The sequence below is a fragment of the Dermacoccus sp. 147Ba genome (genome assembly GCF_004151355.1).
Lineage (GTDB): Bacteria > Actinomycetota > Actinomycetes > Actinomycetales > Dermatophilaceae > Dermacoccus > Dermacoccus abyssi.
Map to the genome: position 1 here is coordinate 1 of NZ_SEHL01000015.1, position 26,859 is coordinate 26,859.

Sequence of the window (26,859 nt, forward strand, 5' to 3'; positions counted from 1 at the left end):
CCGCCGTCCTTGCCGCCGTCGAGGACCTTCTTGGGCTGATCGCCGCCGGGCTTGCCGGGCGTCGGGACGGGCCGGTTGAGTGCCTGCTTGGCCTCCTGCTCGGCGCCCATCGCGTGATACAGGTCGAAGCCCATGAAGGAGAGGAACTTATAGGTCATGTAGGGCGCGAACCCGGCGATCGCCATCAGCACGATCCCAGCCAGCGGATCGCTCACCGAGGCCAGATCACCGTCGATAGGGGCGGCAACCTGGGTGACCGCAACCAACAGGATCACGACCAACACGAGCTTGGACAGCACCAGGGCGATGACGAACATCGCCCACTTGCTGATCCATCCGCGACTGGCATCCCAGGACGCGCCGGAGAACGCCAACGGGGCCAAGGCGATCGTCACCAGCAGCAAGGCTTTGCGCACCAACAGGCTCAGCCACACGATCGCGGCCGCCGCGATCGCCAGGCCGGCCAGGAAGATGGTCAGGATCGCGGCGACTCCCGGAGCGCCCATGTTCAGCGCGGTCAGGCCGACGACGAGCGCGGCGATCTTGTCGCCCAGGGACTCGGTGGTCTCTCCGGCGGCCTGGATGATCCCGACACAGAGCTGGTCGACAATCTCCAGGGCCAACGCGGTCACCGTGATCACCACGAACGACCCGAGCACCGATTTCGCCAGCCCAAGGGCCGCGCGGGACAGGCCACCAGGTTCTCGGCGGATCATGGCGGTGATGAGCTGGAAGCAGAAGAACAGCAGCATCAAAAAGGCGGCGATCCCGAACACGAGGTTGTAGACCTCGACGTACTCCGGGCGCTGGACGTCGACCAGAGTCGTGGTGTCGAACACCGTCCAGACCGACTCGAACAGCCACGCCGCCGCTTCGCCCATCGCCTGGGCGAGCCAGTCGAACGGTGCCGAGATGAGGCTGGCAGCGGCTTCGCCCGCGGTATCGCAGACGGTTGAGATGACGGGAACATCGCACACACCCATCACGGACCTCCAAAGATGATGGGTGAGCTCAGACGCCCTGGCCGACGTTCCAGAAGAAATTGATCAGCGTGACCGACGCGCCACACACGATCGCCGCGCCGCAGGAGACCAGAACGCCGATCTTTCCCCTCCCGCTCAGATGCGGATTGCTGGAATTGGAGCCGTAAGCCCAGATAATCGCCGAGACGATCAGGGCGAGGACGCTGAGGATGAGACCGATGGTCATAGTCGCGCCCACGATCGTGCGCAGCGCCTCGATGCCCGGCAGGCCTTCGCTATTGGGGTCGATGTCAATCACGGCAGAACTCCCTTGGTCGAGAAATGGGTCGGTTCTGCTGCGAGGTGAGCGCGGCTGCCCTCGGCACAAGGACATGACAACGCCCGCCCCGGTCCGGGGCGGGCGTCACGGGTGCGCAACGGTGCCGGGTCTAGAGGGTGCCGCCGAGGTCGATGAGCCAGTTCAGCCAGGTCACCGCGGCACCGGCCAGGATCGCGCCGCCGAGGGCAACGAGGGTTCCGGCGCGTGCCTTCGCGGCCGCCTGGTAGTTGCCGGTCGCAGTGGCGATCGCCCAGATGATGCCCGAGACGATCAGCATCAGCACCGCGACGATCAGCGCGATCATCAACGCCGCACCGACGACCTCTTGGAGGTCGCCGATGCCACCCAAGCCCTCGAAATCGGGAAAGACATCCATCGCTCATCCACCCCCGCAGGGCGTGGTCCGGCACCAGCAGTAGACAGCATCCATGCCCCTCAGGTGCGCCGGCCGCCCGTCATCACCCCCACGGCCCCTCGCAGGCGCAGTATGCTCAGGGGGCACGCCGCCCGGATCGGGCACGACAGGGTGGGGCAACGCCGCCGCACCAGCCGAAACAGCGGCGCGACGGCACCGGCCTCCGACGCATGATTCGTGCATCAGATGCAACTTCGGAGATTACACCGGCAGGGTCGGATGATCGAAGTGCCGGAATAGCGGGGGCGCTGGGCTTTGAAGTGTTCTGATCGGTTGTTGGGGCATCATGTCGAACAGGTGCGTCGGGCTTGCCCGGGTTATTGCTGGTAAGTCGGTGGGATGACTTGATCAGCAGGTCGTGAGGTGGTTTACGAAGGCGGTAATGCGGGTGTTGAGGTCCGCGTAGACCCGCTCGTAGGCTCGTTCGGTGCCGATGGTTCCAGGGTTCGGGATCGACCAGTGCAGTTCGTTTCCACGCAGTTCTTCGTGGGCGCGGTCGCAGAGGGTAACCAGCAGGTCTCCGGGCTCGGAGTGCTCGTTGATTCCCTGCGGGGTATGTGTGGTGATGTCGAGTCCGTGACCTGCTGCGATTCGCGTTGCCAGTGGTGCCACGGCCGGGGCAGGGTGGGTTCCTGCGGAGGTCGCTGGGATCGTACTGATACGGGTCCAGAGAGCGGCGGCTAGGGGTGAGCGGGCGGAGTTACCGGTGCAGACGAACATGATCCGACGGGCATGCAGGTCTGGCGGCACGATCAGGCCATCGAGAGCCATGGGGGCGAGTTGGATGTAGCTGCGACGGCGATCACCTTCAGAACGGGAACGACGGATGAGACCCGCCCGTTCCAGAACGCCCAGGTGATGGGCAAGCAAGTTTGAAGAAAGGTCGAGATCCTGCCTGAGTTGTGCCGGTGAACGGTCGCCGAGAGTGAGCAGTTCAGTGATCCGCAGTCGGGCAGGATCGCCGAGGGCGGCGTGGCGTACGGCCCGCTGCTCGACCGTATTTTGCTCAGTGTTCATTGCCTCAATCTTGACTGAGGTAGTTGAGCGCGGTCAAGATGGTCGAGATGAATGATGCAGCAGGTGTCCATGACGGTCGCAGGTATCCGGGGTCGATCGCCGAGGTCTTCTGGGTGTTCCTGCGTCTCGGGGTGACCTCTTTCGGTGGCCCGGTGGCGCATCTGGGGTACTTTCGCGAGGCGTTTGTTGAGCGGCGTAGGTGGCTCAGTGACCGGGTGTACGCCGACCTGGTGGCGCTGTGTCAGTTCCTTCCTGGCCCGGCCTCGAGCCAGGTGGGGATGGCGATAGGGCTGCAGCGAGCCGGGATTGGCGGGCTGCTGGCGGCGTGGGTCGCGTTCACGATGCCCTCGGCGATCATCCTGGTCGCCTTCGCATTCGGGGTCGCCTCTTTCGGCGACACCGCGGGCATGGGTTGGCTTGCCGGGCTGAAGGCTGCCGCTGTAGCCGTTGTCGCTCAGGCTGTGTTCGGGATGGCCAAGAGCCTCACCCCAGACGCGAAGCGGGCCACCGTTGCTGCGGTGGCGATGATCGTGGTGCTGCTGGTGCCCCATCCCGCGGTGCAGGTCGCTGCGATCGTCGTCGGCGGGCTGGCCGGGTTGGCGTGGCTACGTAGCGATGATGCCGACCATGACGAAGGTGAAGGGTTCGCAATCGGTGTCTCGCGCCGGATCGGGGCCATCGTTCTGATGGTGTTCGCCGGGCTGCTGGTAGCTCTGCCGGTGCTGGTCGCGGTCACGGATGATCCGAGTATCCGATTGGCGGACGCGTTCTACCGGGCCGGGTCATTGGTGTTCGGCGGCGGTCATGTCGTCCTGCCGTTGCTGGAGGCCGAAACAGTCCGGACCGGGCTGGTCGACCATGATGTGTTCCTCGCTGGTTACGGTGCCGCCCAAGCGGTGCCCGGCCCTCTGTTCACATTCTCGGCCTTTCTCGGAGCCTCGACTACGACCGGGCCTACCGGGGTGCTGGGCGCGGCGATCGCGCTGGTGGCGATGTTCCTCCCGCGGCGCTTCTGGTTGTTGGCGTGCTGCCGTTCTGGAAACGCCTGCGATCCTCGCGGCTCGCTCGTCGAGCGCTGATGGGAGTCAACGCGTCCGTGGTGGGCATCCTTGCCGCTGCCCTCTATGACCCCGTCTTTGTTCAAGGGGTCACCTCACCAGCAACCCTCGCCCTAGCCATAGCGGTGTTCATCGCCCAGACCCACTGGAAGCTCCCCGCATGGGCCGCGGTCATCGCAGCAGGAGTGATCGGCTTTGCTGTTCTCTGAACAGCATCGAAATCATCGCCCAAGAGCGGTGTAGCTGTTCCACACGGCCCCAGAGAGTTCAGCCCATCGGCTTGCTGTAGTGATATGGATGCCGATGAGTGAGGCGAACACTGCTGGCGGTGTGGTCGAAGCCAGGTGCAGCAGGCCGGTGTTGCGGCTGGCCTTTGTGGTGATCCCGAGCCGGTGCATCCGGCGCATCAGCGAGGCCGGGTGCAGGTGGGTGCCCGCGTTCTTGCCGGTGAACAGCCATCGGGTATCGGCCAGGGTGCTCGCGGTGCCGAACGGCTTGGCGACCGGTAGTGCGGTTACGAGTGCATCCAGCGGTGGCATGAGTAGCAGCGGCTCAGGGCCGAGAGTGAGGTAGGTGTCGCCGTCTCGGATCTGGATGTCGTCGGTGGTGAGGGCAACGATCTTCGCGGCGGGTTGGGCATAGAGCAGGACGAGGCAGGCGGCGGCGCGGTCTTCGATGCTGGCGCTGTCGGGATCGTGCAGGAGACGACGTGCGAGTGCGATCTGTTCGTCGGGATCGCTCTCGTGTTCGGGGTCTTTGCGCGGTGTGGGTTCTGGCAGTCGGGCCAGCGGGAGGTAGCCGCCTCGTTTGAGCCAACGGACGAATCTGAGGCGTCGGCTGCGATCGGTGGTGATCCAGGCGTCGAGGCAGGCTTGCGGGCAGTCGTCCAGGTCATAGCCGTTCGCGGTGAGGTGATCGAAGAACGCTCGGGCGATGTCGATGTCGCCCCGGCAGCGTGCCGCGACGTTCGATGCGAGCCGATCATGCCGGTCCGTTTTGACACGGCCGATGACGTGCCAGCGGGCGTAGCGGGTGAGCACGCTTCGATGCTCGGGACCAGTAATCCCGTCGGCGGCTGTGGCAGCGTAGCGGTGGAGGCGGGCGGCGTTCTCATCTCGGTGAGGCAGCGCCCCTGCCGTGACTAGCGTGGCGCGGAGGTAGTTGACATAGAACACCTGCGGCAGCGCGTCGAGGGCTTCGTGGCTGAGTTCGATTCGCCCTTGGGCGATCTCGGTCAGCAGCCGCAGGCTGGCCAGGCCGTGCCAGTTGTTCAGCAACGAGCGGGGCCGTTCGAGTTCAGTCAGCGCCTCTCTCACGGGCAGAAGCTCGGAGCGGATACGCCCGTCGGGGCCGGTGAGAGCGGCGTCGATCTGCTGAGCGGCTTGACAGGCGAAGCACCTCGGCTGGCCATGGTTCGTGGTGCGCCGTCCAAGCGCCTGTTTCCCGCAGATCGAGCAGTCGATCACTGGCGCTTGATAGCAGGTCGGGCAGATGTCCGGGCTGGTGGCAGTGGCTTTGAGCGCGATGCGTTTGACCCGGCCGCAGATGCCGCAGGGTCGGCGTGGATGCCGGTAGCAGCGGGCGCAGAGATTCCGTGCGCCCTCGCGCTTCCCGCCTGCTCGGGTGACCAGCGGCCTGGTGTTGCCGCACTCATCGCACTCGACGCTACTGGCTCGAGTTTCGGCGTAGCAGGTGCCGCAGAGTGCGCCCCCGTCATCGGTGCGGGCGTTGACTCGTCGCGTCCTGCCGCAGCCAGTGCAGGTCTCCTGCGGTGCGCGGCGGGCGCGACAGGCCCGGCACTCGCCCCGATCCAATGTGTGGTTCCAGCGCAGGGTTTTGATCCGTCCGCAACGAAAGCAGGTGCCGTAAACGATCGTGCTCGCCATACGGTCGGTCAGTCCTCAGTCGGAGTGATCACCGCTCGCGTCGGACGGTTCTTGCTCCCACTCGTCGGTGGCTTGGCCTTGCCGCTGGTGCCCGTCTTGCGTCCACGCCGCGAGGAAGCCGCGACGTAGGGTTCGATGAGGTCATTCGGGGTGCAGCCGAAGATGTCGCAGAGCGCGGCGAGGAACTGCATGTTCAACCGTTCGGGCCGCCCGGTGACGATCCGGTAGACCTGGGTGGAGGTCATCACCACGCCCCGGTCGGCCAGCAACGGCACCAGATCGGTGGTGGACTGCATACCGCTCTCGTTCATCAGCTTGCGCAGGTGCCAGTGGTAGGCGACGGTCTTTGTCATGATGATCCTCCCTCAATCGTTGCCGATGGTGTGAACGCCCCATCCAGGGCGCGGCGCAGGGTGCGGTTGCGGTAGTCACCCGAAACGCCGGTGTAGAGCGCCGTGGTCGATCCCCATCGGTGGCCGACCTGCTGCTGGACGAATAGCGGGTCGAAACCGTCCTCGATCAGATGCGTGACATACGAGTGCCGCAGGCAGTGCGGGTGCAGCACAGGGTCGAGTCCGAGGTCGTCGCGCCAGTCGGCGAATCGGTCGTCGATGTGATCGAGACGGATGCGGCTTTGCCGTTCGGTCGGCCACAGGATCGCCTCGTCAGCGAGGCCGAAGCGAGGCCGAACCTCGGTGACGTATTCCTCGATCACCGGGCGAGTCCACCCGAACACCGCCAGCACCGCCCGACGCCGAGGCTGCGAGCCGCGCATCGCCTTGCCCCACCGGACGTTGCAGACCCCGAACCGGCCGAACTCCGGCCCCTGCGGGTTCCGGGTGAAGTCGAAGAGGTCGAGCATCGCCGCTTCACGCCGACGCAGCCCGAACGCGTACATCGCCTTGAACAAGGTCGCGTCGCGAAACAGCGTCAGCCAGCCCTTGCGACCGGAAGAGCGGGCACGATCCACGAGATCATCGGCATAGTCGAAGAACGTCTGCAGCTCGATCCTCGACAGCGGGCGCACCGCCGGACGAGCCTCGTGATCGCTGACATGGACAACGGTGTTCCACTCGTGGCAGACCTGCACCGGATGCGTGTCGAACAACTCCATGCAGCGATCCACCCAGCCGTAGCGGTGGTCAAGCAAGTAGTCGCAGAACAACGCGACCGAGTTCTGATGCGCCCGCACCGTCGAGACCGCCAACGGCCGCGATCCCGAGACGAGTGCAGTTGTCCATTCCTCGACATCGGCCGGCGACCACTCCCACGGCGGGGCGTTGCAGAAGTCCGCGAACCGGCGCACCTGGGACGCTCGGGTCTTGATAGTCTGCCTCGCCAGCATCCGAGAGGTCTGCTGCGCCGACCACCCCGCCAGCATCTCATCGAAGAACTGCTCCGCCGGACGCAGCAGCGTCACATTGCCCGAGGGCAACGAAGCACCCGAACCGGGCCGCTGATCATCGGAGAACACCATGCAATGACCTTACATTAGATGTACTAATCATGCATCAGATGTAAGACCAGCCATGAAACACCAGGTCAGATAGGCATGCCAGTGCTAGATTGGAGACTCCCGCAATCCCGCTGAACCACGCGAATCCGACGTACATCTAAGGTGCGAATCGTACATTAGATGTAACTTCCGAGATTATTCGGCGACAGTGACGTGCAGGTGGTCGAAGTGACCGCCGGTAACATTGTCCGGGTCGTGCATGCCACCGCCGCCGTAGTCACGCCACCCCTCATCGTCGCGGCTGAGACTCCAGATCTGTCCTTGCCAGATCAGGTACTCCACGCCCAAGGCCTCGGCGTTGTCCTTCATCCAGTTCGTGACCTCCCAGCCGGCCTCCAGTTGCGAGGGCGTCGGGTACTGGCCGATGGCATTGCCGAAAGCGATGTCGCACGCGCGGCCGAGCGGATGCTCCGAGGACTGTCCGGGCCGCGGCGACCAGCACGCCCAGGAGGTCTGGGGGTACCGACCGAGCGTCTGGTCGTGGAGGTGGAGCAGCCGGGCGGTGATCTGCCCGTCGCTGGTGGGGTCATCGACCATCCGGCTCGGGTCGCCCTCGATGGGGTCGGGCTCGCCGCCCGGTGTGGCCCCGTCCTCGGTGACGCAGCCCTCATCCCCGTCCGGTGCGCCGGTCTCGGCCTCGGGCAGGCCCGCGGCATCATGCGAGTTCAGCCAGGCGGCAGGATCGACATGGTCCCCGTCGGCGCCGCCCTCGCGGACCTCGAAATGCAGATGGGGTCCCGTGCTCATGCCCGAGCTGCCGACATCGGCGATGTGCTGGCCCGCGCTGACCTGATCGCCGACGGTGACGTGGATGCCATCGGCCCAGGAGTGGATGTAGGCGGTCGCGACGGTGGAGCCATCGATGGTGTGCTCGATGACGACGATCCCGCCGCTCGCGTCGCTGTACTCGGCGACGGTCACGCTGCCATCGGCGGCGGCCAAGATCGGGGTTCCGTCCGGGGCGGCGAAGTCGCTGCCGGTGTGCATCGTCTGCTCGCCGGTGATCGGATGCGTCCGCGGACCAAAGGGCGAGGTCGCCACCCAGGTGTCCTCCGGCAGCGGGAACACCACGCCCGAGGAGCCACGCTCCGCAGGGGCCGCCGCAGTCACGGCGCGACCAGCAGGCTCGACGGTGGGGCCGCCGCTGGCCGAGAGCGCGTCGAGGATCGTCTCGGCGACCGGATCGTAGTCGCGGTAGCGGTCCGGGTAGGCACTGACCTCGACCGCCTGGGCCGCCTCGGCGGGGTCCATCTGCTCCCAGCCGGGAATGTCCACCAAGCCGCGCGGTGACCCATGGTTGGGCCCGTCGGGTCCGCCGTAGAACGCGGACGCCTGATAGGTGGGGTCCATGAGGTCTTCGACCGATCCCCACCCCGATTGCGGGCGCATCTGGAACAGTCCGAGGCTGTCGTTGTCGCTGCCGTCCCCGTCGTCCGGGTAGTCCGCGCTTTCGGGGTAGGCCGAGGTGTTGGCAAGCTGGCGCAGGGTGGATTCGGTCAGGGCCGCCATGAGGGCGACCTTGATGCCAGGCCGGCCCACGCCCTCGATCCCCGAGCCGGTCTCGATGATCGTGGCGGCGTGCGTGAGCTGGTCGTGGTTCAGGGTGAAGCGCTCACCGGAGCGGGTCTCCACGTCGAGCTCGTCGGGCACCTCGCCGACCTCGACCGAGCCGCCGGGCACGGTGCAGTCGGCAGTGGCGGCGGGGTTCATCAGCAGCCCGACGCCGACGAGTGCGAACATCGGGCCGAGCAGCAGCACGGCGATGACAACCAGGGCGAGCTTCTTGGTCACAGCAGGGCCTCTCGTGCTCTCAGCGCAGGGGGTTGTCGAGTTCGGACAGGCGCAGCAGATGACAGGAGTCGGCGTCCTCGGGGCAGGCGAGGAAGATGGTGAACGCCACCGAGTGCTCGGATGAGACCGGATCGTCCTGCCAGATGCCTTCTCGGTGCCGGGTTCCCTCGATCGTGATCGCGGTGGCGCCCTCGGGGAGCTGGCCGGGCTGGGCTTGATCGACGGCCTCGGCCCAGGCTTCGGGGACGGCGGCGGTCTCGATGCTCAGGTACTGGCTGGTGGAGTGCTTGCGCAGCTCGATCCACGCTTCCCGCGAGGGCAGGTAGGTCGAGATGTCGGAGGCCAGCCCGGCCTGCTCGTACCCGGTCGGGTCGCCGACCTCGACGATCACTGAGCTGTAGTCCGCTGGCATCAGGCCATCGCCGGTATCCCAGGTGAACAGGGCTTCGGCCACCGACCGGGCGAAGCCTTCGGGGTCGTCGGTGGCGATGATGACCGGCAGTCGTGGCGTGAGCTTCTCGCTCGGCGGCGGGCCCACCGTTCGCTCCGACGGTGCCGGTGCCGGCGGGGTGTCGGTGTCGGGTGGGCCGATGAGCAGGCCGTAGACGCCGACGGCGATCAGCACGAGCAGGGCGATCCCGGCGATGATCCAGGCGACCAGCCGGCGGCGGGCGTGGGAGTCGTCAGTGGTGTTCATGACGCCCAGGTACGTGCGTGGCTCCCTGGGCCGGCCGGGCTCAGATGGCGTGCAGGTGCCCGCGTGCGGTGCGGGCCTGCTCGTCGCCGAGTGCCTCTCGTGCGGCACGCAGTTGCTCGGCGAAGTCGGCGGTGCCAGTGGCCACGCCCAGGAACATCTCGGCCTGCTCGTCGGTGAGCTCTGCGGCCAAGGTGGCTGGGTCGTAGTGGGTCCACCAGTCGGTCAGTTCCTCGAACGTCGTCAGGAAGGCCCGCACCGGCCAGCGGCCCGGCACGCTCTGCCGGGGCCGGCTGGGCTGCCCGCTACGGGGCCGCTTGGTCGCTTCGGCGGCTCGCACGCGGGCCAGGGCCTGCTTCGCCATCTCGTCCAGGTCGTCCTGGCGGCGCTCGGTGGCCTGACCGGCCAGGGAGCGCAGGCGCTCGTAGATCGGGTGGACGGGTGCGCCGGCCTCGATCTGTTCGAGCCCGGTCGCGGCCTCGGCCCGGACATGCTCGGCTGTGGCCGGGTCTTCGAGGAGCTGCTGGAGGAATCCGGTGCGCTCCAGTGTCGTGTAGGAGGCGCGGCCGGTGATCAGCCGGGCGGCCTGTTCGCGGGCGGTGCCCATCGCCCCGGCTGGAGCCTCCGCGGCGTCAGCCGGTGACGGTCCTGCCAAATTGGCAGGACCGCCGTTTCCGGGCTGGTTGTCGCTGCTGAACTGTGTGGCCTTCTTCCGCCGGGCAGCGTCCTCGGCCATCAGCGTCTTGGTCTCGCGGTACAGCGCGGCGGCCTCGGTCTGGGTCAGCGCCTTGTGATGGTTGTTGTCGTCCTGCTCGGCCAGCAGGTGCCCGAGGCGGTCCGAGACGCCCGAGCGAATCCATACCCCGGTCGTGCGCCAGTTGAGCTTCTTGATCGCCGTGAGCCGGCGGTAGCCGCAGACCAGCACGCCCTGGGAGGTCAACGTCAGGGGCTGGAGCAGCCCGTGCCGGTCGATCGAGGAGGCCAGCGCGTCGATGTCGCCCAGGTCGGTGCGATGCCGGGTGCCCACGACAATCGCGTCGACGGCCCAGTCGAGCTCGATGTGTCCGTCACGCGAGCCCATCGCGCCACCTCAGACTCGGTGCGGCCACGCTGATCGTGAGCACCAGGTCGTCATCGAGCAGCAGCATCGACAGGTTCTCGCCGATCACCAGCCGCAGCAGAAGGCCCTTGCCCTGGCTGGTGGCCGCATAGGCCGGGTTCGGGTGTCCCAGCAGCGTCTTGATCACCGACAGCCAGGACCACGCCGACAAGTCCAGAAGAGCACGGGAGTACTTGTCACGGCGCAGCGCCTCGAACGCGCTCTTGCGCGATCCGATTCGTGCCAGCTCGGAGCTGACGTGCTCCACGGCAGCACGCGCCGTGTCCGGCGGCCAGCCCAACATGGCGAACAGCGCGATCGCGTCTTCGACGGCGCTGGTCGCCGAGGTGTACGCCCGAATCGTGGCCTCGCCGCCGTAGTGCAGCGTCACCGGATCGGTGGGATAGGGGTCGGTGACCTGGAACTCGGGACGATAGTCCGTCAGCGGGTTCTCCCGGTCCGAGATGCGTTCGGCGTCGTGGAAGCGCGAGAACGTCGGGCGGCGAGCCTGATGCACCGAGCACAGCAGCCCGGCGGCGCGTTCCTCGGCGATGCAGGTGATCCGCACCGCGTGCGTGATCACGCCCCACGGATCGCACGCGGTGCGGGCGGCCTTGCTGCGCATCACGTCGAACGCCGCCGATGCGGCCTCCCACTTGTCCAGCCCGTGCTTGTGGGCCAGGGCCGCGTACTTCTCGGCGGCGTACTCCATCAGCTCGGCAGCGACAGGGTCCGATTGCCAAGCGCCGGCCTCGCCCTCGTGCAGCCGGATGAGCAGGCGACGGAGCCCTTCGCTGGTGGTGTAGTCCTCCGGCTCGCCGGTTCGTGTGGTGTGTGTGGTCATGATCGCGGCACCTCCTGGGAGGCAGGTGCGCACGAGGGCCCTCAGCGGGCGCTCGGGGATGGTTAGTCTTCGCATGGCCGGTCACCGCCTACGACCTTCCGACCGCGTCGCGCGTGGCCGCCCGGTGGGCGTGGCCGCGTCCGAACGCCTGGATCGGTGGCAGCTGCTTGGCTCGCTCGCCCACCCGGTGAAGTCCCCGGATCATCGGTGCGCGGGCCTTACGGGCCAGCTCGGTCTGGAAGTCGATCCCGCGTCCGGCCATTGTGGCCGAGCCGCGAGCGATCAGATCGGTGGGACGGACCCACTCCAGTCCGCGCCGTGCGTTCCGTGGCGACCCGCCCACGGCGGCGGTTCGGTTCTGGTCGACGTCGGCGGCCTGCACCGCCTCGGGTGTGCCGGGAGCAGGCGAGGAGTCCGGCTGCTTCGGACTCGGATCGACCCGATGACGAGTGCTCGGGCCCTGGCGAAGCGCATGCCGTGGGCTCAGGTGCTGGGGATGGGTGTCGGGGTTCATGATGGGTCCTCCTGGGTGTTCTCGTCGGTTTCCGGATGGTCTGCGTCGGCGGCGGTGAACCAGCGGCCGATGGTGCTGGGGTGGACGGCGAGCTCGGCGGCGATCTGTTTGTTCGACCAGCCCTTCTCCCGCAGTCGTGCCGCTCGGAGACGACGAGGCGCAGGCTCGCCCTGCGCCGAGGGCTCGTCCACCACGAGAGCAAGGCCCGCCGGTGCGGGGTCAACAGGCCTCGTCGGCGGCTCCGGCGGCGACTCGCGCTCGGCCCGCGGTGGTCGGGTTATCAGGGCGTGCGCGTCCTGAGCTGGGTTCAGAGCTTCGGCATCGGTGCCGGGCTCTCGTTGGCCGGTGGCGCGGGAGAAGCGCATGAGCACGACCAGCAGGTGTGTGGTGGCGACCTCGACCAGGGGTGGGACGGCCGAGACCAGCGCCGCGAGGAGACCGGGCACGCTCGTGTCGGCGGCGAGGATCGCGTGCGTGGCGTTGGCTGCGACCGACACCAGGGCTCCGGCGATCAGCAGTGCCCAGGCGTACCAGGCCGTCGTGTGCCCGTCGAGGGCGACGACGGCGACCGTGGCCACCACGATCAGACCATCGACGAGCATGGGCCACAGCCACGCCTGGCCGGCCGCGATGCCCGAGCGCTGCGCCAGATCGGCCAATGCGGTGTAGGACAACCAGAACGCGCCGGTCGCGATGACGACGTTGCCGACCGCGGCGGCTGCCACGGCGGATCGCCGGCCCTTCACGCCCTCGGCCATCACAGACCCCGTGGCGATGTCGGAGCCCGCGAGGCCGCCACACGGCAACGATCCACGGTCGGTGGGCCTGTCGACTGCTCGGTCCGAGTCGTCGGGGTGGTGGCGTGGACGCGGTGGTAGGCGTTGACGACGATGCGGCCGATCTCGCGGGCATCGAAATCTGGTTGCTCGGTGGCCTCGGTCAACGTGCCGGCCGCAACAGAGGGGTCCACGCCGTTCTCGGCCATCTTGCACGCGGCCCAGAACACACCTGAGTTGCGTTGCCCCTCGGGTACCCGAGCAGCCCAGCCGGCCAGCCGTCCCGCTGCCTCGCTCGGATTGGCCGCAAGCCCTGCGGGACGGGGCCGCGGCGGTGGCTTCGGATCGAGGAAGTCACGCAGGGCTTGGGCATCCACCGTCGAGACCCGGCCGGGATTGATCCTCTCGACCCGATAGACCGCCTCGGTGCCACCGACGGCACGTCGCGAGGGCGGGACGATGATGTAGCCGCCATCACCGCGAAAGTCGATCGCTGCCCGCCCCGCCTGCCACGAGCGCTGCTCCACGCCCTCGGTGGCCGGGAAGTACAGATGCAGGCCGCCCGAGGCAGAACGTGCGGCCAGCCCCCACCCCGACACCAGTCCGGCCCGGTCGGCGCGGTTGAGCGCGTCGTAGCCGTTGACAGGGCCATGGACATCAACGTCCACGACCACCGCCCCCGAGGCGGCACCCGTGGGCATCCCGATGTTCGCGGCCGGGAAACGGTGCCACCAGGCCTGCACCTGGGCCAGATCCGTGGTCGCGTTCTTGAACCCCTGCCCGGTGACGGGCTGCTTGCCGCCCGGTGCGCACGGGAACACCGGCACCCCGGCGCGAGCGAAGATGACGGCTGCCTCCGGTAGCGGCGTCGTCGCATCGATCTGCTGCACCGCCCAGATGAATCCTCGCCGGCTGGCCATCACAGCCTCCGCTCCGGCCGGGCTGTCGAGGCCGGGCGTCTCGCCGTATCGGGCCCTGCACTCTGCTGGGGTGTCCGCTCGCGGCCCGCGCTGGTGCGAGCTGGGCCGTCCTTGGCCAGACCGGGTGGGGTGCCGTCGGGCAGTCGAACAGTGTCGAGACCATCGAGGATGTCGATCGCTACCCGACGTACCCGCTCCCCGGTGGCCTTGACGACTTCGACCGGCTCTGTGCCATCGACCGTTGCCGCCCACCCCGACACGTACGGGATCGTGTAGTCGCTGGTGTCCATTCCATGAGCGGCGCCGACCATGAGCGCGACGGACTCGGCTTCGACCTCCGCGATCCCACGATGCTGGCGAGCCTCCTCCTGGTCGGGGCTGTGCATCAGCACATGCCCGAGCTCATGAGCCAGCGTCTTGACCTGGGAGGCGGCGTCCATGTTCTCCCGCACCGCAACCGATCGGTCGGTGAAGTTGGTCCGTCCGTTCGCGCCGTCGATCATGCCCTCATGCGGCACACGCATCAGCTCATACCCGGCGGCCTGCACCTGCCCGGCCAGTCCCTCCCACAACCCCTCGGGCGCTTCGCCTTGCAGCAGCGTCGGTTCCGGTGCCTTGGGTATCGGGTCGCCGCCGGTCTGGGCGACATCGAAGACCCGCGCGGGGACCACACCGACCATGCGTGTGCGGACGGCCTCGCCGGGCTTGGGCTTCTCATACCGGCCCAGGCGCCGCCAGGAGTCAGGGTCCTTCGGTGTCGCCGTGGCGAACCGTGCCTTGAACGGAGCGAGGATACCGTAGTGCTTCTGGCCTTTGAGGATGTGCCGACCCATCTTCTGCCACTGCCCGGCGCCGGCCACATAGGTCGGGAACGGCGAGGCCACTTTCCCGGCCGCATAGTTCGCCTCGTGCTGTTTCCAGATGAGAAGCGTGTTGTTGAACGACCGTGACCGGAACCGGGCGGCGAACCTCAGCGCGTCGGCCCAGTCCTCGCCCGTGATGAGCTGCTCGACCGCGCCGGTCAGCGTCTCGTGGAGCTCATCGAGCCTCGCTTCCCGCTTCTGGCGGGCCTCTTCCCTCGTCGCCATCGTCCGGCCTCCTCTCGGCAGGCCACCGCGTAGAAGCGGCAGACCCTGCACCAGCGAGGTGCGCCAGGCGCATCCGGCGAGTCAGACGGTCAGCGAACGACAGGATCGGTATGTTGGCCATCAGGAACGCGGCGGCACCTGACGTGGACTCACTGGACTACCAGCGACGGCTCTCCTACTGGGCGAGCGGAGGTCAAGTACGGTCGGACGCCGGACGAAGTGATGATTTCCCGGACGCGACTGCCCCTACAGCGGGCGTTCTTCACCAACGGGGCGCATGGCCCGATAGCGGCTCGGGCTGAGCCCGATGTGCTCGATGAACGCCTCCGTCGCCCGCGACCGGCTCGACCACCCGACCCGCCGGCCGACGCGGGCAACGGGGAGATCGGTTTCGCGCAGCAGCCGGGCCATCTCCTGAACACGCAGCATCGTCAGATAGGCGATCGGGGTCTTCCCGAACGCCTCAGCGAACACGCGAGTCAGCTGCTGCGGGGACAACCGCACAGTCTCGGCCAGCTCACCAAGCGTCCATGGATGTGCGATGTTCTCGTGGAGAGCTTCACGAGCGAGCAGCGATTCACGACGCAGTGGAGCAAACCGACGACTGCGCGGCAGCACCGGACGCGAGCGCGCCCGCTGCAACGGTGTCAGCCTCACAGGCGAGACGCGGATGAATGGTCCGAGCACATCCATGACGGCGAACCAGAGTGCCTGGAGTCGATTGAATCTCTCTCGGAATTGCTCCTCAACGCTGAGGGCCACCATCTCGTCCAGCCACGGCACAACCATCCCGGCCCGATCTCTGCCGAGCCGCAGGATCTGCGCAGGTTCAGAGTAGACCTTCTCCGCGAAGCTGGGCGCTTCAAGCCGGTCATGCAGCACCGCAGAGTGCTGCCAGAAGAACTGATCGAGAGCGAAATCGGTATCGACGTAGATCGAGGTGAACGTGACGAGTTCTTCGGGCTCGCTGCTGAACAGCACGTTCGGGCCAAGGAGAATTGCGTCACCGACGTTGACTGCCTGACGACCGAACTCGCTGAACATGATCGCCGATCCCGATCGGATGAACACGATCTTGAGGCAGTCGTAGACCATCGGACCGACAGGCCTATGCATCGTGCGTGTGTCCGCGACCAGAGGGATATGCCAATGCGCAGCACAGGAGCCGCTAACTGTCTCCGGCGTAACTGCGCACTCCAGCTGGGATTCGTCTGATCCACTCACCAATCTCGAACGCCTGCGAATCGAGTTGGCACGGCCGGCTTCGTACCATGAGCACCAGCGACTGATCGGCGTTTGGTGGGTGTCCGGCCCGTACCGGTCGTCACTGCCTTCGCCGACGCGGCAAGGCAGTCCACGGTTCTCATAAGGCCGGGGCTCACTACTCTCCGACGCGCAGCGACACCGCCCAGCGGGTCGCCCCGCAGCATCGTTGCGCCACGAGGCTCACCTCGGACGCTCCAACCATTGCCCGCAGCACATCTGCGATGCGGCTCACACGATCGCCTCCCTTCTTGCGGAATACCTGCCAGGGGTATACCGTTGACTTGTACACGTACCCGGTAGGGGTACTACTGCATAGAAGGAGGATACCTGATGGCTTCGAACGATTACCAGGTGACGGGCATGACATGCGGGCACTGCGAGATGTCGATCCGCGAGGAGGTCGGCGAGATCCCCGGCGTCCAGGACATCCAGGTCAGCGCGCAGACCGGCAAGCTCAACGTCACCTCCGAGGGCGAGATCGACGATGCCAAGGTCCTCGCGGCGGTCGAGGAGGCCGGCTACTCGGCGGTGCGCGTCTGATGAAGGCCGGAGGACGGCTCGCGCTCTACGGGGCCGGGTTGGTGGTGGCGTTCGGCGGGGCCTTCGGCCTCGCCGGCGCCGTCATTCCCGACAGCTTCGTAGCAGCATGGGCAGAAGGAAGTGACGTGAACACACACGGTGAAGGGCACGGCGGCGCTGCGCAGGAAACTGCGGAGCCCGCTCTGAACGGGGTCTCCGCAAGCGCGGACGGCTTCGTGCTCTCCCCGGTCCAGGCTCCCACGGCTGCAGGCGAGGATGGAAAGCTGAGCTTCCAGATCCTCGACGAGTCTGGCGAAGCGGTGACCGAGTACACCACCGCACACGAGAAGGACCTGCATCTGATCGCCGTTCGCACCGATGGTACCGGTTTCCAGCACGTGCACCCCGAACTCGACACGAGCACAGGCACTTGGTCGGTGCCGTGGACCTGGGACGAAGCCGGCACCTACCGCGTGTACGCCGACTTCACACCCGCGGGCGAGGGAGCCGAAGGCATCACCCTGACTCGCGCCGTCGAGGTGGCGGGCGACTTCACCCCCGTCGAGACCGAGGCTCAGATCACCGACGAGGTCGACGGATACACCGTCTCCCTGAACGGCGACCTCACTGCGGGCACCTCAAGCGAGCTCACCATCTCGGTCGAGCGCGACGGGGAGCCGGTGACCACGCTGGAGCCCTACCTGGGCGCGTTCGGTCACCTGGTGGCGCTGCGCGAAGGCGACCTCGCCTACCTGCACGTCCACGCCGAGGGCGACGAGCCCCAGGCCGGGGACACGGCCGGACCCGAGATCGGATTCGCAGCGGAGGCCCCGACCGCCGACCGCTACCTGCTCTACCTGGACTTCCAGGTCGACGGGCAGGTGCACACCGCCGAGTTCGTGATCGACGCCAAGCATGGTGACGGCTCGCAGACAGACGATTCGCATACCGACGGCCACTGACCCGCAGGGACTGGCGTCGCACGAGAGCTGAAGAGAGAAGGAAGAGGATGAGCACATCAGCGCCCCCCACCGGTGGGCCGGACATCGAGCTGGAGATCGGCGGGATGACCTGCGCCTCCTGTGCGAACCGGATCGAGAAGAAGCTGAACAAGCTCGACGGCGTCGCGGCCACGGTCAACTACGCCACGGAGAAGGCCAAGGTCACCGTGCCTGCCGGCTACGATCCGGCACTGCTGGTCGCCGAGGTCGAGAAGACCGGCTACACGGCTGCGCTGCCCAAGCCCAAGGACACCACGGCGAACACGTCGGAGACCGAGGCCGGGGAGGAGGAAGACACTGAGCTCACCTCGCTGCGCCATCGGCTAGTCGGCGCCATTGTGCTCACGGTTCCCGTGATCGCCATGGCCATGATCCCCGCACTGCAGTTCGTATATTGGCAGTGGGCCTCGCTCGCGCTTGCCGCCCCGGTGATCATCTGGGCAGCCTGGCCGTTCCACAAGGCCGCATGGACGAACCTCAAGCACGGCACCGCGACGATGGACACACTCATCTCGATGGGCACCTCGGTCGCACTGCTGTGGTCCGTCTACGCACTATTCTTCGGAACCGCTGGCACACCCGGGATGACGCACCCGTTCGAGTTCACGATCGCTCCCTCGGATGGCGCGGCGAACATCTATCTCGAAGTTGGCGCGGGCGTGACGATGTTTATCCTCGCCGGCCGCTACTTCGAGAAGCGCTCCAAGCGCCAGGCCGGGGCCGCGCTGCGCGCCCTCCTGGAGCTCGGCGCGAAGGAAGTCGCCGTGCTCCGCGACGGCGTTGAGGTGAAGATCCCCACCTCTGACCTCCAGGTCGGCGACGAGTTCATCGTTCGTCCGGGCGAGAAGATCGCCACCGACGGCATCGTGACCTCCGGCTCCTCCGCGGTGGACGCCTCCATGCTCACCGGCGAGTCCGTACCGGTCGAGGTCCGCGAGGGCGACTCGGTCACCGGTGCCACCGTCAACGCGGGCGGCCGCCTTGTCGTGCGGGCGACCCGTGTCGGCTCGGACACGCAGCTTGCGCAGATGGCGAAGCTCGTCGAGGACGCGCAGACTGGCAAGGCCGAGGTGCAGCGTCTGGCCGACAAGATCTCCGGCGTGTTCGTGCCGATCGTCATCGTCGTCGCGTTCATCACCCTCGGCGCCTGGCTGGGAGGCGGATTCCCCGTCGCCGCCGCGTTCACCGCAGCGGTCGCCGTGCTCGTCATCGCGTGCCCCTGCGCGCTCGGGCTCGCGACTCCGACCGCGCTGCTCGTCGGCACCGGCCGCGGGGCGCAGATGGGCATCCTCATCAAGGGCCCGGAGGTGCTGGAGTCCACCCGCAAGGTCGATACCGTCGTGCTCGACAAGACCGGTACCGTCACCAGCGGCAAGATGACCCTTACCGATGTGATCACCGAAGCCGGTGTGGACCGTGCCGAGCTGCTGCGCCTCGCGGGTGCGCTGGAGGACTCCTCGGAGCACCCGATCGCTCAGGCGATCGCCAAGGGCGCCACCCAGGAAGTCGGCCAGCTGCCCACGCCAGAAGACTTCGCCAATGTCGAGGGCAAGGGCGTGCAGGGCATCGTCGAGGGCACCCCGGTCGTCGTCGGACGCGAATCGCTGCTGGCCGATTGGTCGCAGAAGCTCTCTCCGGAGGTCGCACAGGCGAAGGCTCAGGCCGAGGGTGAAGGCAAGACGGTCGTCGCGATCGGCTGGGACGGTGCTGCGCGCGGCATCCTCGTCGTCGCCGACACCGTCAAGCCCACGAGCGCAGAGGCGATCCGCGGGCTCAAGGAGATCGGCCTGACCCCGGTGCTGCTCACCGGTGACAATGAGGCCGTGGCCCGCCAGATCGCCGCCGAGGTCGGCATCGAGGAGGTTATCGCCGAGGTGCTGCCCAAGGACAAGGTCGACGTCGTCACCCGTCTTCAATCCGAGGGCAAGATCGTCGCGATGGTCGGCGACGGCGTCAACGACGCCCCCGCGCTCGCGCAGGCCGACCTGGGCCTGGCGATGGGCACCGGCACCGACGTCGCGATCGAGGCCTCCGACATCACCCTGGTCCGCGGTGATCTGCGGGCCGCGGTCGACGCGATCCGTCTGTCCCGTAAGACCCTGTCGACGATCAAGACCAACCTGTTCTGGGCATTCGCCTACAACACCGCCGCGATCCCGGTCGCAGCGCTGGGCATGCTCAACCCCATGCTCGCAGGCGCGGCGATGGCGTTCTCCAGCGTCTTCGTCGTCGGCAACAGCCTCCGCCTGCGCGGGTTCAAGAGCGTCGCCACGAAGTGACGAACGAGAACCCACCCATCCACACGAATCCAACAACGAAGGAACACCAGAGAATGAGCAGCTGCTGCAGCACGAACGAGACTAACCCCGCCGCCGAGAACGGTGGACGCGAGAACCTGCTCGGCGGGGGAGCCGATGACATGACCACCTGCCCGGTCATGGTCGGAACCCCGGTCAGCAAGAAGACCGCCGAAGCCGCCGGACTCTACCGCGACTTCGACGGCGAGCGCTACTACTTCTGCTGCGCCGGCTGCGGCCCCGCGTTCGATTCGGATCCGGCCAAGTACGCCGCCAACATGGCGTAATCCACCAGCGTGCGGGGTGCCGCGGCACCGCTGCGGCACCCCGCCACCTGATCGGAGCGAACCGACATGACCACTACGACCCCCACCACCGAAACCCACCTCGACACCTACCCCGCAGGAGGCGACGGCGACGCGTCCGACCACGGATACATCAGCGACAAGACGAAGTACCGCAATCGCCTGCGACGCCTCGAAGGCCAGATCCGCGGCATTGATCGGATGGTCGACGAGGACCGCTACTGCATAGACATCCTCACCCAGATCTCCGCAGCCACCAGGGCACTCGAGAACGTCGCCCTCGGCCTGCTCGACGATCACCTCAAGCATTGCGTCCTCGACGCCGCAGTCGCCGGCGGACCAGTCAGCGAGCAGAGGCTCGGCGAGGCATCCGAGGCCATCGCCCGCCTCGTTCGCTCCTGACGCCGACGCACCAGTTCGACCACGACCAGCAGCCCAGGAGTTCCTCTATGACCACCCAGCACGTCCTCATCCTCGGCTCGGGAGCAGCCGGGGCCGCAGCCACCCGCACTCTCGCCTCACGCGACGATGTCCGGGTGACGCTGGTGACCCGCACCGGGGAGACGCCCTATACGCGGATGCTCATCAAGGGAATCGCGTTCGGTCCGACACCGCCGGAGATGATCAAGCTCCCGCTGCCTCAGATCGAGGTCATCGCCGACACCGTGCTCGAAGTCGACACCTCGGCGAAGCAGGTCCGGCTGACCTCCGGCGCACAGGTCTCCTACGACGCGCTCATCGTCGCGACCGGGAGCATGCCCCGTTCCCTGCCCGCTGACGTGTTCGGCGACGACGCCGGACAAGGGAGGGTCACCGCTCTTCACTCCGTGGAGGATGCCCTCGGCATCCGAAAGTTGCTGACCGGCCTGGGACGGCCGGCGCGCGTGGCGATCTACGGCGGCGGAATCATCGCAGCCGAGACCGCCTCGTCGCTGCAAGCCGACGGACACATGGTCACGCTGGTCTCTCGCAGTTCCGTTCCCGGCATCGGAGCGTTTGGGGCGCCCGTGGCTGAACGCCTCGCCGCCGACCATGCCGCCAAGGTGCAGACTCGATTCGGTCGCACTCTCCAGCATGTCGACGAAACAGAATCCGGTGTCGCCATCACCCTCGACGACGGCGATCCTATTGTGGCCGACTTCCTCCTCGTTGCGCTCGGCACGACGCCCGCAGCCCCGTCACCGTGGACGAACGGCATCGACGTCGACGATCACCTCCGCGCCGCAGCAGACCACGTCTACGCCGCTGGAGGTGTGGCCACGCATCACGACGAAGCACTGGGCGCCTGGCGCATCGACCATTGGGAAGACGCCGCCGCGCAGGGTGCGCACGCCGCACAGGCCGCATTGCACGACCTCGGCATCAGCGACGATCCGAGCACCTACCTGCCACGCAGCCCCTACATGGCGATGGTCTACGGTCAGATGATCTCCGGAGTCGGGTACACGGCCGGCACAAACACCTACCTGGAAGCCGGCGAGGAGTTCATCGTCCGCCACGAGACCGACGGTATGGTCGTCGGCGTCACCGGCATCGACGCGGTCGGCACCGTCTACCAGTGGGGACAGCAGCTCCACGGCGTGCAGGCCTAGGCGATGGCGGGAGACTGTACCAGGCAGATCCCACGGCGGGGCTTCCTGCTCTCGCTGGCAGCGACCATTCTCATGATGGCGGCTGCCAGCGCGCCGTCGTTGTTCTACCCCCAGATCGCCGAACGGCTCGAGCTCGTTCCCGTCGCCACCACATTCGTATTCGCGGTCTACACCTTCACCCTCCTGGCCGCGCTGCTCTACCTCGGACCGCTCTCCGATTACATCGGCAGACGTCCGGTCGTAACCGCCGGTTCCCTGGCGCTGGCACTGAGCCTGGCCATGTTCTGGTTCGCCGGCGGCCTCGCGACACTCCTGGTCGCACGCGCTCTGCAAGGGCTCGCAGCGGGTCTGCTCATCCCGGCCCTGTCGGCGATGATGATCGACTTCGAGCCGCCGTCGCATCCGAACATCGCAGCCCTGTGGAACACGATCGGGCCGATGATCGGTCTCGGGACCGGGGCACTCGGTGCTGCGCTTCTCCTCGATCTCACCCCCGAACCGACAGCTGCGGTCTTCGGCCTGCTCGTGCTCGCCTTCCTCATCGTGGCAGCGACGGTGTGGATCACACCGGAATTGGTCCCCAAGACCCGGTTACGACGTGGCGACCTCCGCCCGCGGTTCACCGTGCCACCGCACCTGCGCCGCATGTTCACCGCCGGTGTGCCCGCGATCATCGCTGGGTGGGCGACCAACGGACTCTTCCTCGCGCTCGGAGCCGGCCTCGTCGGCAGTGAGCTCGGGGGCTCCACGCACACCCACGCGGGCATCGTCATCTTCGCACTGGCGATCTCCGGAGTCACCGCCTCGTCCGTCCTGCAGCGGCGTTCCGCCCGCACCATCAGCCTGTATGCGACCAGCGCCCTGGCATTCGGCACCGCAGTGAGCATCGGCGCCCTCGCACTCGGTTCCTACCCGGCCTACGTCGCGTCGGTCGCGATCGTCGGTTCCGGGTTCGGCACAGCGTTCCTCGGGGTGCTGCGCACACTCATGCCCCACACGGCATCGTCGGAACGCGCCGCCGTGATGGCTGTGATCTACACGGTCGCCTACCTCGCATTCGGTGTGCCCACCATTGTCGCCGGGTTGCTCGTGCCGGTGCTCACCCTGTCAGGAACCATGACAATCCTCGGTGCGATCATCATCGCCCTCAGCCTTGCAGCCACCGTCCTGCGCCTGCGCATCCCGCAGGCGGTCGCAGGCCCGGCAGAGACTGACGACCTCCCCGAGCCTCCCACTGACTCTCACCGCCGATCCGCACCCGACCGAGAAGAGCAGCCATGACCTATGTGATCGCGCTTCCCTGCGTGGACGTCAAGGACCGCGCCTGCATCGACGAATGTCCTGTCGACTGCATCTACGAGGGCGAACGCTCGCTCTACATCCATCCCGACGAATGCGTTGACTGCGGAGCCTGCGAACCGGTCTGTCCCGTCGAGGCCATCTACTACGAAGACGACCTGCCCGACGAATGGTCTGATTACTACAAGGCCAACGTCGAGTTCTTCGACGAATTGGGTTCTCCCGGTGGAGCCGCGAAGATCGGACCGGCGGGCTTCGACCATCCCCTCATCGCCGCATTGCCCATCCAACATGAGCAGTCCCTCTGAGAAGGACAATTCGATCTATCCACACCGGTACAACGCGCGATCCTTGACTAGTACCCCCTGGGGGTATAAGGTAGGCATGTTGATGAAAGGAGCTGACATGCAGAGGAGACTGCGAGCAGGGCTGGCAGCAGGAGCGCTCGGAGTGACACTCGTGCTCGCCGGTTGCGGCAGCGGAGCAGACGAAGACCAGCAGGCCGACCCTTCGGCTACTGAGGAGCATCAGGGCCACGGCGGCGACAACGCAGAAAGCGGTGATGAGGAGATGGATCACTCGATGGAGCACCCGATGGACGGCGGACCGGCACCCGAGGGTATCGCCGAAGCCAGCGACCCCGCCTACCCGGTCGGCACAGAGGTACAGCTCACGGCCGACCACATGGAAGGCATGGACGGTGCGACGGCGACGATCTCCGGCGCATTCGACACGTACACGTACTCCGTGAACTACACGCCCGCAGGTGGCGGCGCCCCCGTCACGGACCACAAGTGGGTCGTGCAGGAAGAAATCGAGGATGCCGGCGACGAGCGCCTGGCCGATGGCACAGAGGTGACGCTGCTCGCCGAGCACATGGAGGGCATGGAGGGTGCGACGGCCACCATCGCTTCGTCCACCGATGAGACGGTCTACATGGTCGACTACGAGACGGACGGCATGAAGATGACGAACCACAAGTGGGTCGTCGAGAGCGAGATCCAACCAGCGTCCTGAGCCGACGTTCGCTTGCCCGGCGACCGGGTGAGCGGCAATCGGCATGGCTCGATGACGGAGGAGGGGAACGATGACGGACCCGAACTCACACCAGCACCACGGTCACGGAACCGATGCACCCGCTCACGGCGAGCATCACCACGGGTCTGTGTCCGCGCACGCCTCGGCGGAGGCGCACGGCACGCGCGAGGGTCAGCACACCGGGCACCAGGGCCACGCCATGGACCACGGGCAGCACTCAGACCACACGGGCCTCGACGAGCACGGCGGCCACGGTGAGCACGCCCAGCACGGTGGCCACGGAGATCACAGCGGCCATGGCGGTCACGGTGATCACGTTGGCCAGTTCCGCCGGCTGTTTTGGATCAACCTCGTCATCGCCATCCCCGCGGTCACCCTCTCGCCGATGTTCGCCATGCTGCTGGGCTACGAGGTCCCCGGCTGGGCGGGCTGGGTCGCCGCGGTACTGGGCACCGTCATGTACGTCTGGGGCGGCAGGCCCTTCCTCACCGGCGCAGTCAGCGAGTTGAAGTCCCGCAAGCCCGGGATGATGCTGCTCATCGCTCTGGCGATCACGGTGGCCTTCTTCGCCTCCTGGGCCGCGACCCTCGGGCTCGTCCATCACGAGCTGGAGTTCTGGTGGGAGCTGGCGCTGCTGATCGTGATCATGCTGCTGGGCCACTGGATCGAGATGCGCTCCCTGGCCCAGACCACCTCGGCGCTCGACTCGTTGGCGGAACTGCTGCCCGACGAGGCCGAGCGCGTTGAGGGCGAGAACGTCGTTAAGGTGGCCCCAGCCGACCTCGACGTGGGCGACGTCGTGATCGTGCGTCCCGGCGGCAGCGTCCCGGCCGACGGCACCATCGTCGACGGCCGCGCCGACATGGACGAGTCCATGATCACCGGCGAGTCCCGCCCGGTCTCTCGGGGCGAGGGCGAGACAGTCACTGCCGGCACCGTCGCCACGGACTCCGGCCTGCGGGTGAAAATCACCGCCACCGGCGACGACACCGCCCTGGCCGGCATCAACCGGCTCGTCACCGAGGCCCAGAACTCCTCCTCCCGCGCCCAGCGGATCGCCGACAAGGCCGCGGCCTGGCTGTTCTGGTTCGCCCTCGGCGCGGCGCTGGTCACCGCAGTCGTCTGGACGCTCATCGGCATGCCCGACGAGGCCGTGGTCCGTACAATCACCGTGCTCGTCATCGCCTGCCCCCACGCCCTCGGCCTGGCGATCCCGCTCGTGGTCTCCATCGCCACCGAGCGCGCCGCCCGCGGCGGCGTGCTGGTCAAGGACCGCCTCGCCCTGGAGTCCATGCGGCAGGTCGACGCAGTGCTCTTCGACAAGACCGGCACACTGACCAAGGGCGAGCCCACCGTCACCGGCGTCGAACCGACCGGCGACCTCGACGCCGACCAGGTCCTCGCCCTCGCGGCCTCGGCCGAGGCCGACAGCGAGCACCCGCTCGCCAAGGCCATCGTCACCGCCACCAAGGACAAGGGACTCGCCCTTCAGCAGGCCAGCGGCTTCTCATCCTCGCCCGCCGTCGGAGTCACCGCGACCGTCGCCGGCCAGGAGGTCCGCGTCGGCGGCCCCCGGCTGCTTGAGGAGACCGGCCAGGACGAGGTCGGCACAGCCGAGGAATGGCGCTCTGAGGGCGCGATCATCCTGCACGTCCTCCGCGACGGCCAGGTGGTCGGCGGCCTCAAGCTCGCCGACGAGGTCCGCCCCGAATCCCGCGACGCCGTCGACGCCCTCCACGCCCTGAGCGTCGAGGTCGTCATGATCACCGGCGACGCCGAGGCAGTGGCGAACGAGGTCGGCAAGGAGCTCGGCATCGACCGCGTCTTCGCCGGCGTCCGCCCCGAGGACAAGTCCGCCAAGGTCGCCCAATTGCAGCACGAGGGCAAGAAGGTCGCCATGGTCGGCGACGGCGTCAACGACGCCCCGGCACTGGCCCAGGCCGACGTCGGCATCGCGATCGGCGCCGGCACCGACGTCGCCATCGCCTCGGCCGGGGTCATCCTCGCCAGCTCCGACCCCCGGTCGGTGCTCTCGATCATCCAGCTCTCACGACGCGCATACGGCAAGATGAAGCAGAACCTGTGGTGGGCAGCCGGCTACAACCTCATCTCCGTGCCGCTTGCGGCCGGTATCCTGGCACCGGTGGGATTCGTCCTGCCAATGTCGATCGGCGCGATCCTGATGTCGGCCTCCACCGTGGTGGTTGCGCTCAACGCCCAACTCCTGCGGCGCATCGACCTCACACCCGAAGCCAGCACGCGTTCCGTCCTGGAACGCCAGAAGTAAGGACATGCCCATGTCTGTCGACACTGATCCTCATCAGCACGGATACATCAGCGACAAGGAGCGCTACCTCGGCCGCATGAAGCGCATCGAGGGTCAGGCCCGCGGGATCGCGAAGATGATCGATGAGGAGAAATACTGCATCGACATCCTCACCCAGGTATCCGCCCTGACCCGCGCCCTCCAGGGGGTCGCGACCGGTCTACTCGACGATCATCTCAAGCACTGCGTGCTCGATGCAGCGAAGCTCAGCGACGAGGCGGCCGTCGAGAAGATCCAGGAAGCCACGGACGCCATCAACCGGCTCGTGCGCTCCTGATCTCGGACCCCGACGGCCG

Annotated in this window: 27 protein-coding genes and 1 pseudogene; 12 read left to right on the forward strand and 16 right to left on the reverse strand. The window is 67.2% G+C overall.

All coding sequences use genetic code 11. The features are described 5' to 3' along the window. The 4 genes from EVU97_RS14030 to EVU97_RS14045 all read right to left on the reverse strand — a co-directional run. Window positions 1-983, reverse strand: a 983-nt coding sequence (locus EVU97_RS14030; RefSeq protein ID WP_129666698.1) for a conjugal transfer protein TrbL, incomplete at its 3' end; no start/stop codon positions are given. Window positions 984-1,011: 28 nt separating this feature from the next. Continuing rightward, a complete protein-coding gene (locus EVU97_RS14035) occupies window positions 1,012-1,281 on the reverse strand; it encodes a DUF6112 family protein (RefSeq protein WP_075866909.1) in 270 nt (89 codons plus the stop codon). Window positions 1,282-1,411: 130 nt separating this feature from the next. Further along, window positions 1,412-1,678, reverse strand: a complete 267-nt coding sequence (locus EVU97_RS14040) for a DUF6112 family protein (RefSeq protein WP_075866908.1) — start codon at window positions 1,676-1,678, stop codon at window positions 1,412-1,414. A gap of 387 nt (window positions 1,679-2,065) precedes the next feature. Then, on the reverse strand, window positions 2,066-2,734 hold the full coding sequence (locus tag EVU97_RS14045) for a helix-turn-helix domain-containing protein (protein WP_075866907.1): 669 nt from the start codon (window positions 2,732-2,734) through the stop codon (window positions 2,066-2,068). A gap of 47 nt (window positions 2,735-2,781) precedes the next feature. On the opposite strand from EVU97_RS14045, the pseudogene chrA reads away from it, so the two are divergent. After that, window positions 2,782-4,001, forward strand: a pseudogene (gene chrA, locus EVU97_RS14050) (chromate efflux transporter). Between the two features lie 12 nt (window positions 4,002-4,013). Here chrA and EVU97_RS14055 read toward each other — a convergent pair. From EVU97_RS14055 to EVU97_RS14110, 12 genes are all read right to left on the reverse strand, one after another. Then, a complete protein-coding gene (locus tag EVU97_RS14055) occupies window positions 4,014-5,678 on the reverse strand; it encodes a hypothetical protein (protein WP_129666701.1) in 1,665 nt (554 codons plus the stop codon). Between the two features lie 8 nt (window positions 5,679-5,686). Beyond that, on the reverse strand, window positions 5,687-6,031 hold the full coding sequence (locus EVU97_RS14060) for a helix-turn-helix transcriptional regulator (protein ID WP_075866906.1): 345 nt from the start codon (window positions 6,029-6,031) through the stop codon (window positions 5,687-5,689). Continuing rightward, window positions 6,028-7,155 carry a site-specific integrase gene (locus EVU97_RS14065; RefSeq protein WP_075866905.1) on the reverse strand — a complete coding sequence of 376 codons (1,128 nt, stop codon included), beginning with the start codon at window positions 7,153-7,155 and terminating at the stop codon, window positions 6,028-6,030. Before EVU97_RS14065 ends, EVU97_RS14060 begins: the two co-directional genes overlap by 4 nt. Window positions 7,156-7,329: 174 nt before the next feature. Then, complete coding sequence (locus EVU97_RS14070) at window positions 7,330-8,985, reverse strand: M23 family metallopeptidase (RefSeq protein ID WP_129666704.1); 1,656 nt, start codon at window positions 8,983-8,985, stop codon at window positions 7,330-7,332. Between the two features lie 19 nt (window positions 8,986-9,004). Further along, window positions 9,005-9,682 (reverse strand): hypothetical protein, encoded by a 678-nt coding sequence (locus tag EVU97_RS14075; RefSeq protein WP_084451512.1) that lies wholly within the window; start codon window positions 9,680-9,682, stop codon window positions 9,005-9,007. Window positions 9,683-9,722: 40 nt separating this feature from the next. After that, entirely contained in the window at window positions 9,723-10,760 is a 1,038-nt protein-coding gene (locus tag EVU97_RS14080; protein ID WP_084451514.1) for a ParB N-terminal domain-containing protein, read from the reverse strand. After that, entirely contained in the window at window positions 10,747-11,622 is an 876-nt protein-coding gene (locus EVU97_RS14085; protein WP_084451516.1) for a hypothetical protein, read from the reverse strand. Before EVU97_RS14085 ends, EVU97_RS14080 begins: the two co-directional genes overlap by 14 nt. Before the next feature lie 88 nt (window positions 11,623-11,710). Beyond that, window positions 11,711-12,136 carry a hypothetical protein gene (locus EVU97_RS14090; RefSeq protein WP_075866904.1) on the reverse strand — a complete coding sequence of 142 codons (426 nt, stop codon included), beginning with the start codon at window positions 12,134-12,136 and terminating at the stop codon, window positions 11,711-11,713. Further along, window positions 12,133-12,894, reverse strand: coding sequence for a DUF2637 domain-containing protein (locus EVU97_RS14095; RefSeq protein WP_084451518.1), 762 nt, complete (start codon window positions 12,892-12,894; stop codon window positions 12,133-12,135). The genes EVU97_RS14090 and EVU97_RS14095 overlap by 4 nt, the downstream gene beginning before the upstream one ends. Then, the gene (locus EVU97_RS14100; protein ID WP_240730250.1) at window positions 12,894-13,802 is read right to left on the reverse strand and encodes a bifunctional DNA primase/polymerase; all 909 of its coding nucleotides are present in this window, start codon (window positions 13,800-13,802) and stop codon (window positions 12,894-12,896) included. Before EVU97_RS14100 ends, EVU97_RS14095 begins: the two co-directional genes overlap by 1 nt. A gap of 29 nt (window positions 13,803-13,831) precedes the next feature. Next, window positions 13,832-14,920: an ImmA/IrrE family metallo-endopeptidase gene (locus EVU97_RS14105; protein ID WP_075866902.1), complete on the reverse strand. Its 1,089-nt coding sequence runs from the start codon at window positions 14,918-14,920 to the stop codon at window positions 13,832-13,834. A 246-nt stretch (window positions 14,921-15,166) separates the two neighbouring features. Then, window positions 15,167-16,015 (reverse strand): helix-turn-helix domain-containing protein, encoded by an 849-nt coding sequence (locus EVU97_RS14110; RefSeq protein ID WP_075866901.1) that lies wholly within the window; start codon window positions 16,013-16,015, stop codon window positions 15,167-15,169. Window positions 16,016-16,516: 501 nt separating this feature from the next. Between EVU97_RS14110 and EVU97_RS14115 the strand changes: the two genes are divergently transcribed. The 11 genes from EVU97_RS14115 (at window position 16,517) to EVU97_RS14165 (ending at window position 26,840) form a co-directional block, all read left to right on the forward strand. Then, the gene (locus EVU97_RS14115; protein WP_075866900.1) at window positions 16,517-16,726 is read left to right on the forward strand and encodes a heavy-metal-associated domain-containing protein; all 210 of its coding nucleotides are present in this window, start codon (window positions 16,517-16,519) and stop codon (window positions 16,724-16,726) included. Then, the gene (locus EVU97_RS14120; RefSeq protein WP_075866899.1) at window positions 16,726-17,667 is read left to right on the forward strand and encodes a hypothetical protein; all 942 of its coding nucleotides are present in this window, start codon (window positions 16,726-16,728) and stop codon (window positions 17,665-17,667) included. Before EVU97_RS14115 ends, EVU97_RS14120 begins: the two co-directional genes overlap by 1 nt. 47 nt (window positions 17,668-17,714) lie before the next feature. Next, complete coding sequence (locus EVU97_RS14125; RefSeq protein WP_084451522.1) at window positions 17,715-19,985, forward strand: cation-translocating P-type ATPase; 2,271 nt, start codon at window positions 17,715-17,717, stop codon at window positions 19,983-19,985. Between the two features lie 53 nt (window positions 19,986-20,038). Continuing rightward, window positions 20,039-20,290 carry a YHS domain-containing protein gene (locus EVU97_RS14130; protein WP_075866898.1) on the forward strand — a complete coding sequence of 84 codons (252 nt, stop codon included), beginning with the start codon at window positions 20,039-20,041 and terminating at the stop codon, window positions 20,288-20,290. A gap of 66 nt (window positions 20,291-20,356) precedes the next feature. Beyond that, a complete protein-coding gene (locus EVU97_RS14135; RefSeq protein ID WP_084451524.1) occupies window positions 20,357-20,710 on the forward strand; it encodes a metal-sensitive transcriptional regulator in 354 nt (117 codons plus the stop codon). Window positions 20,711-20,757: 47 nt separating this feature from the next. Further along, complete coding sequence (locus EVU97_RS14140) at window positions 20,758-21,900, forward strand: FAD-dependent oxidoreductase (RefSeq protein ID WP_084451526.1); 1,143 nt, start codon at window positions 20,758-20,760, stop codon at window positions 21,898-21,900. Between the two features lie 3 nt (window positions 21,901-21,903). Then, window positions 21,904-23,181, forward strand: coding sequence for an MFS transporter (locus tag EVU97_RS14145; protein WP_226283131.1), 1,278 nt, complete (start codon window positions 21,904-21,906; stop codon window positions 23,179-23,181). Then, window positions 23,178-23,507 (forward strand): ferredoxin, encoded by a 330-nt coding sequence (fdxA, locus tag EVU97_RS14150; protein WP_075866897.1) that lies wholly within the window; start codon window positions 23,178-23,180, stop codon window positions 23,505-23,507. The genes EVU97_RS14145 and fdxA overlap by 4 nt, the downstream gene beginning before the upstream one ends. Window positions 23,508-23,604: 97 nt before the next feature. Then, window positions 23,605-24,216, forward strand: coding sequence for a YdhK family protein (locus EVU97_RS14155; RefSeq protein ID WP_075866896.1), 612 nt, complete (start codon window positions 23,605-23,607; stop codon window positions 24,214-24,216). 70 nt (window positions 24,217-24,286) lie between these two features. Continuing rightward, on the forward strand, window positions 24,287-26,524 hold the full coding sequence (locus EVU97_RS14160; RefSeq protein WP_084451528.1) for a heavy metal translocating P-type ATPase: 2,238 nt from the start codon (window positions 24,287-24,289) through the stop codon (window positions 26,522-26,524). Between the two features lie 10 nt (window positions 26,525-26,534). Next, on the forward strand, window positions 26,535-26,840 hold the full coding sequence (locus EVU97_RS14165) for a metal-sensitive transcriptional regulator (RefSeq protein WP_047117867.1): 306 nt from the start codon (window positions 26,535-26,537) through the stop codon (window positions 26,838-26,840). Window positions 26,841-26,859: the final 19 nt, after the last annotated feature.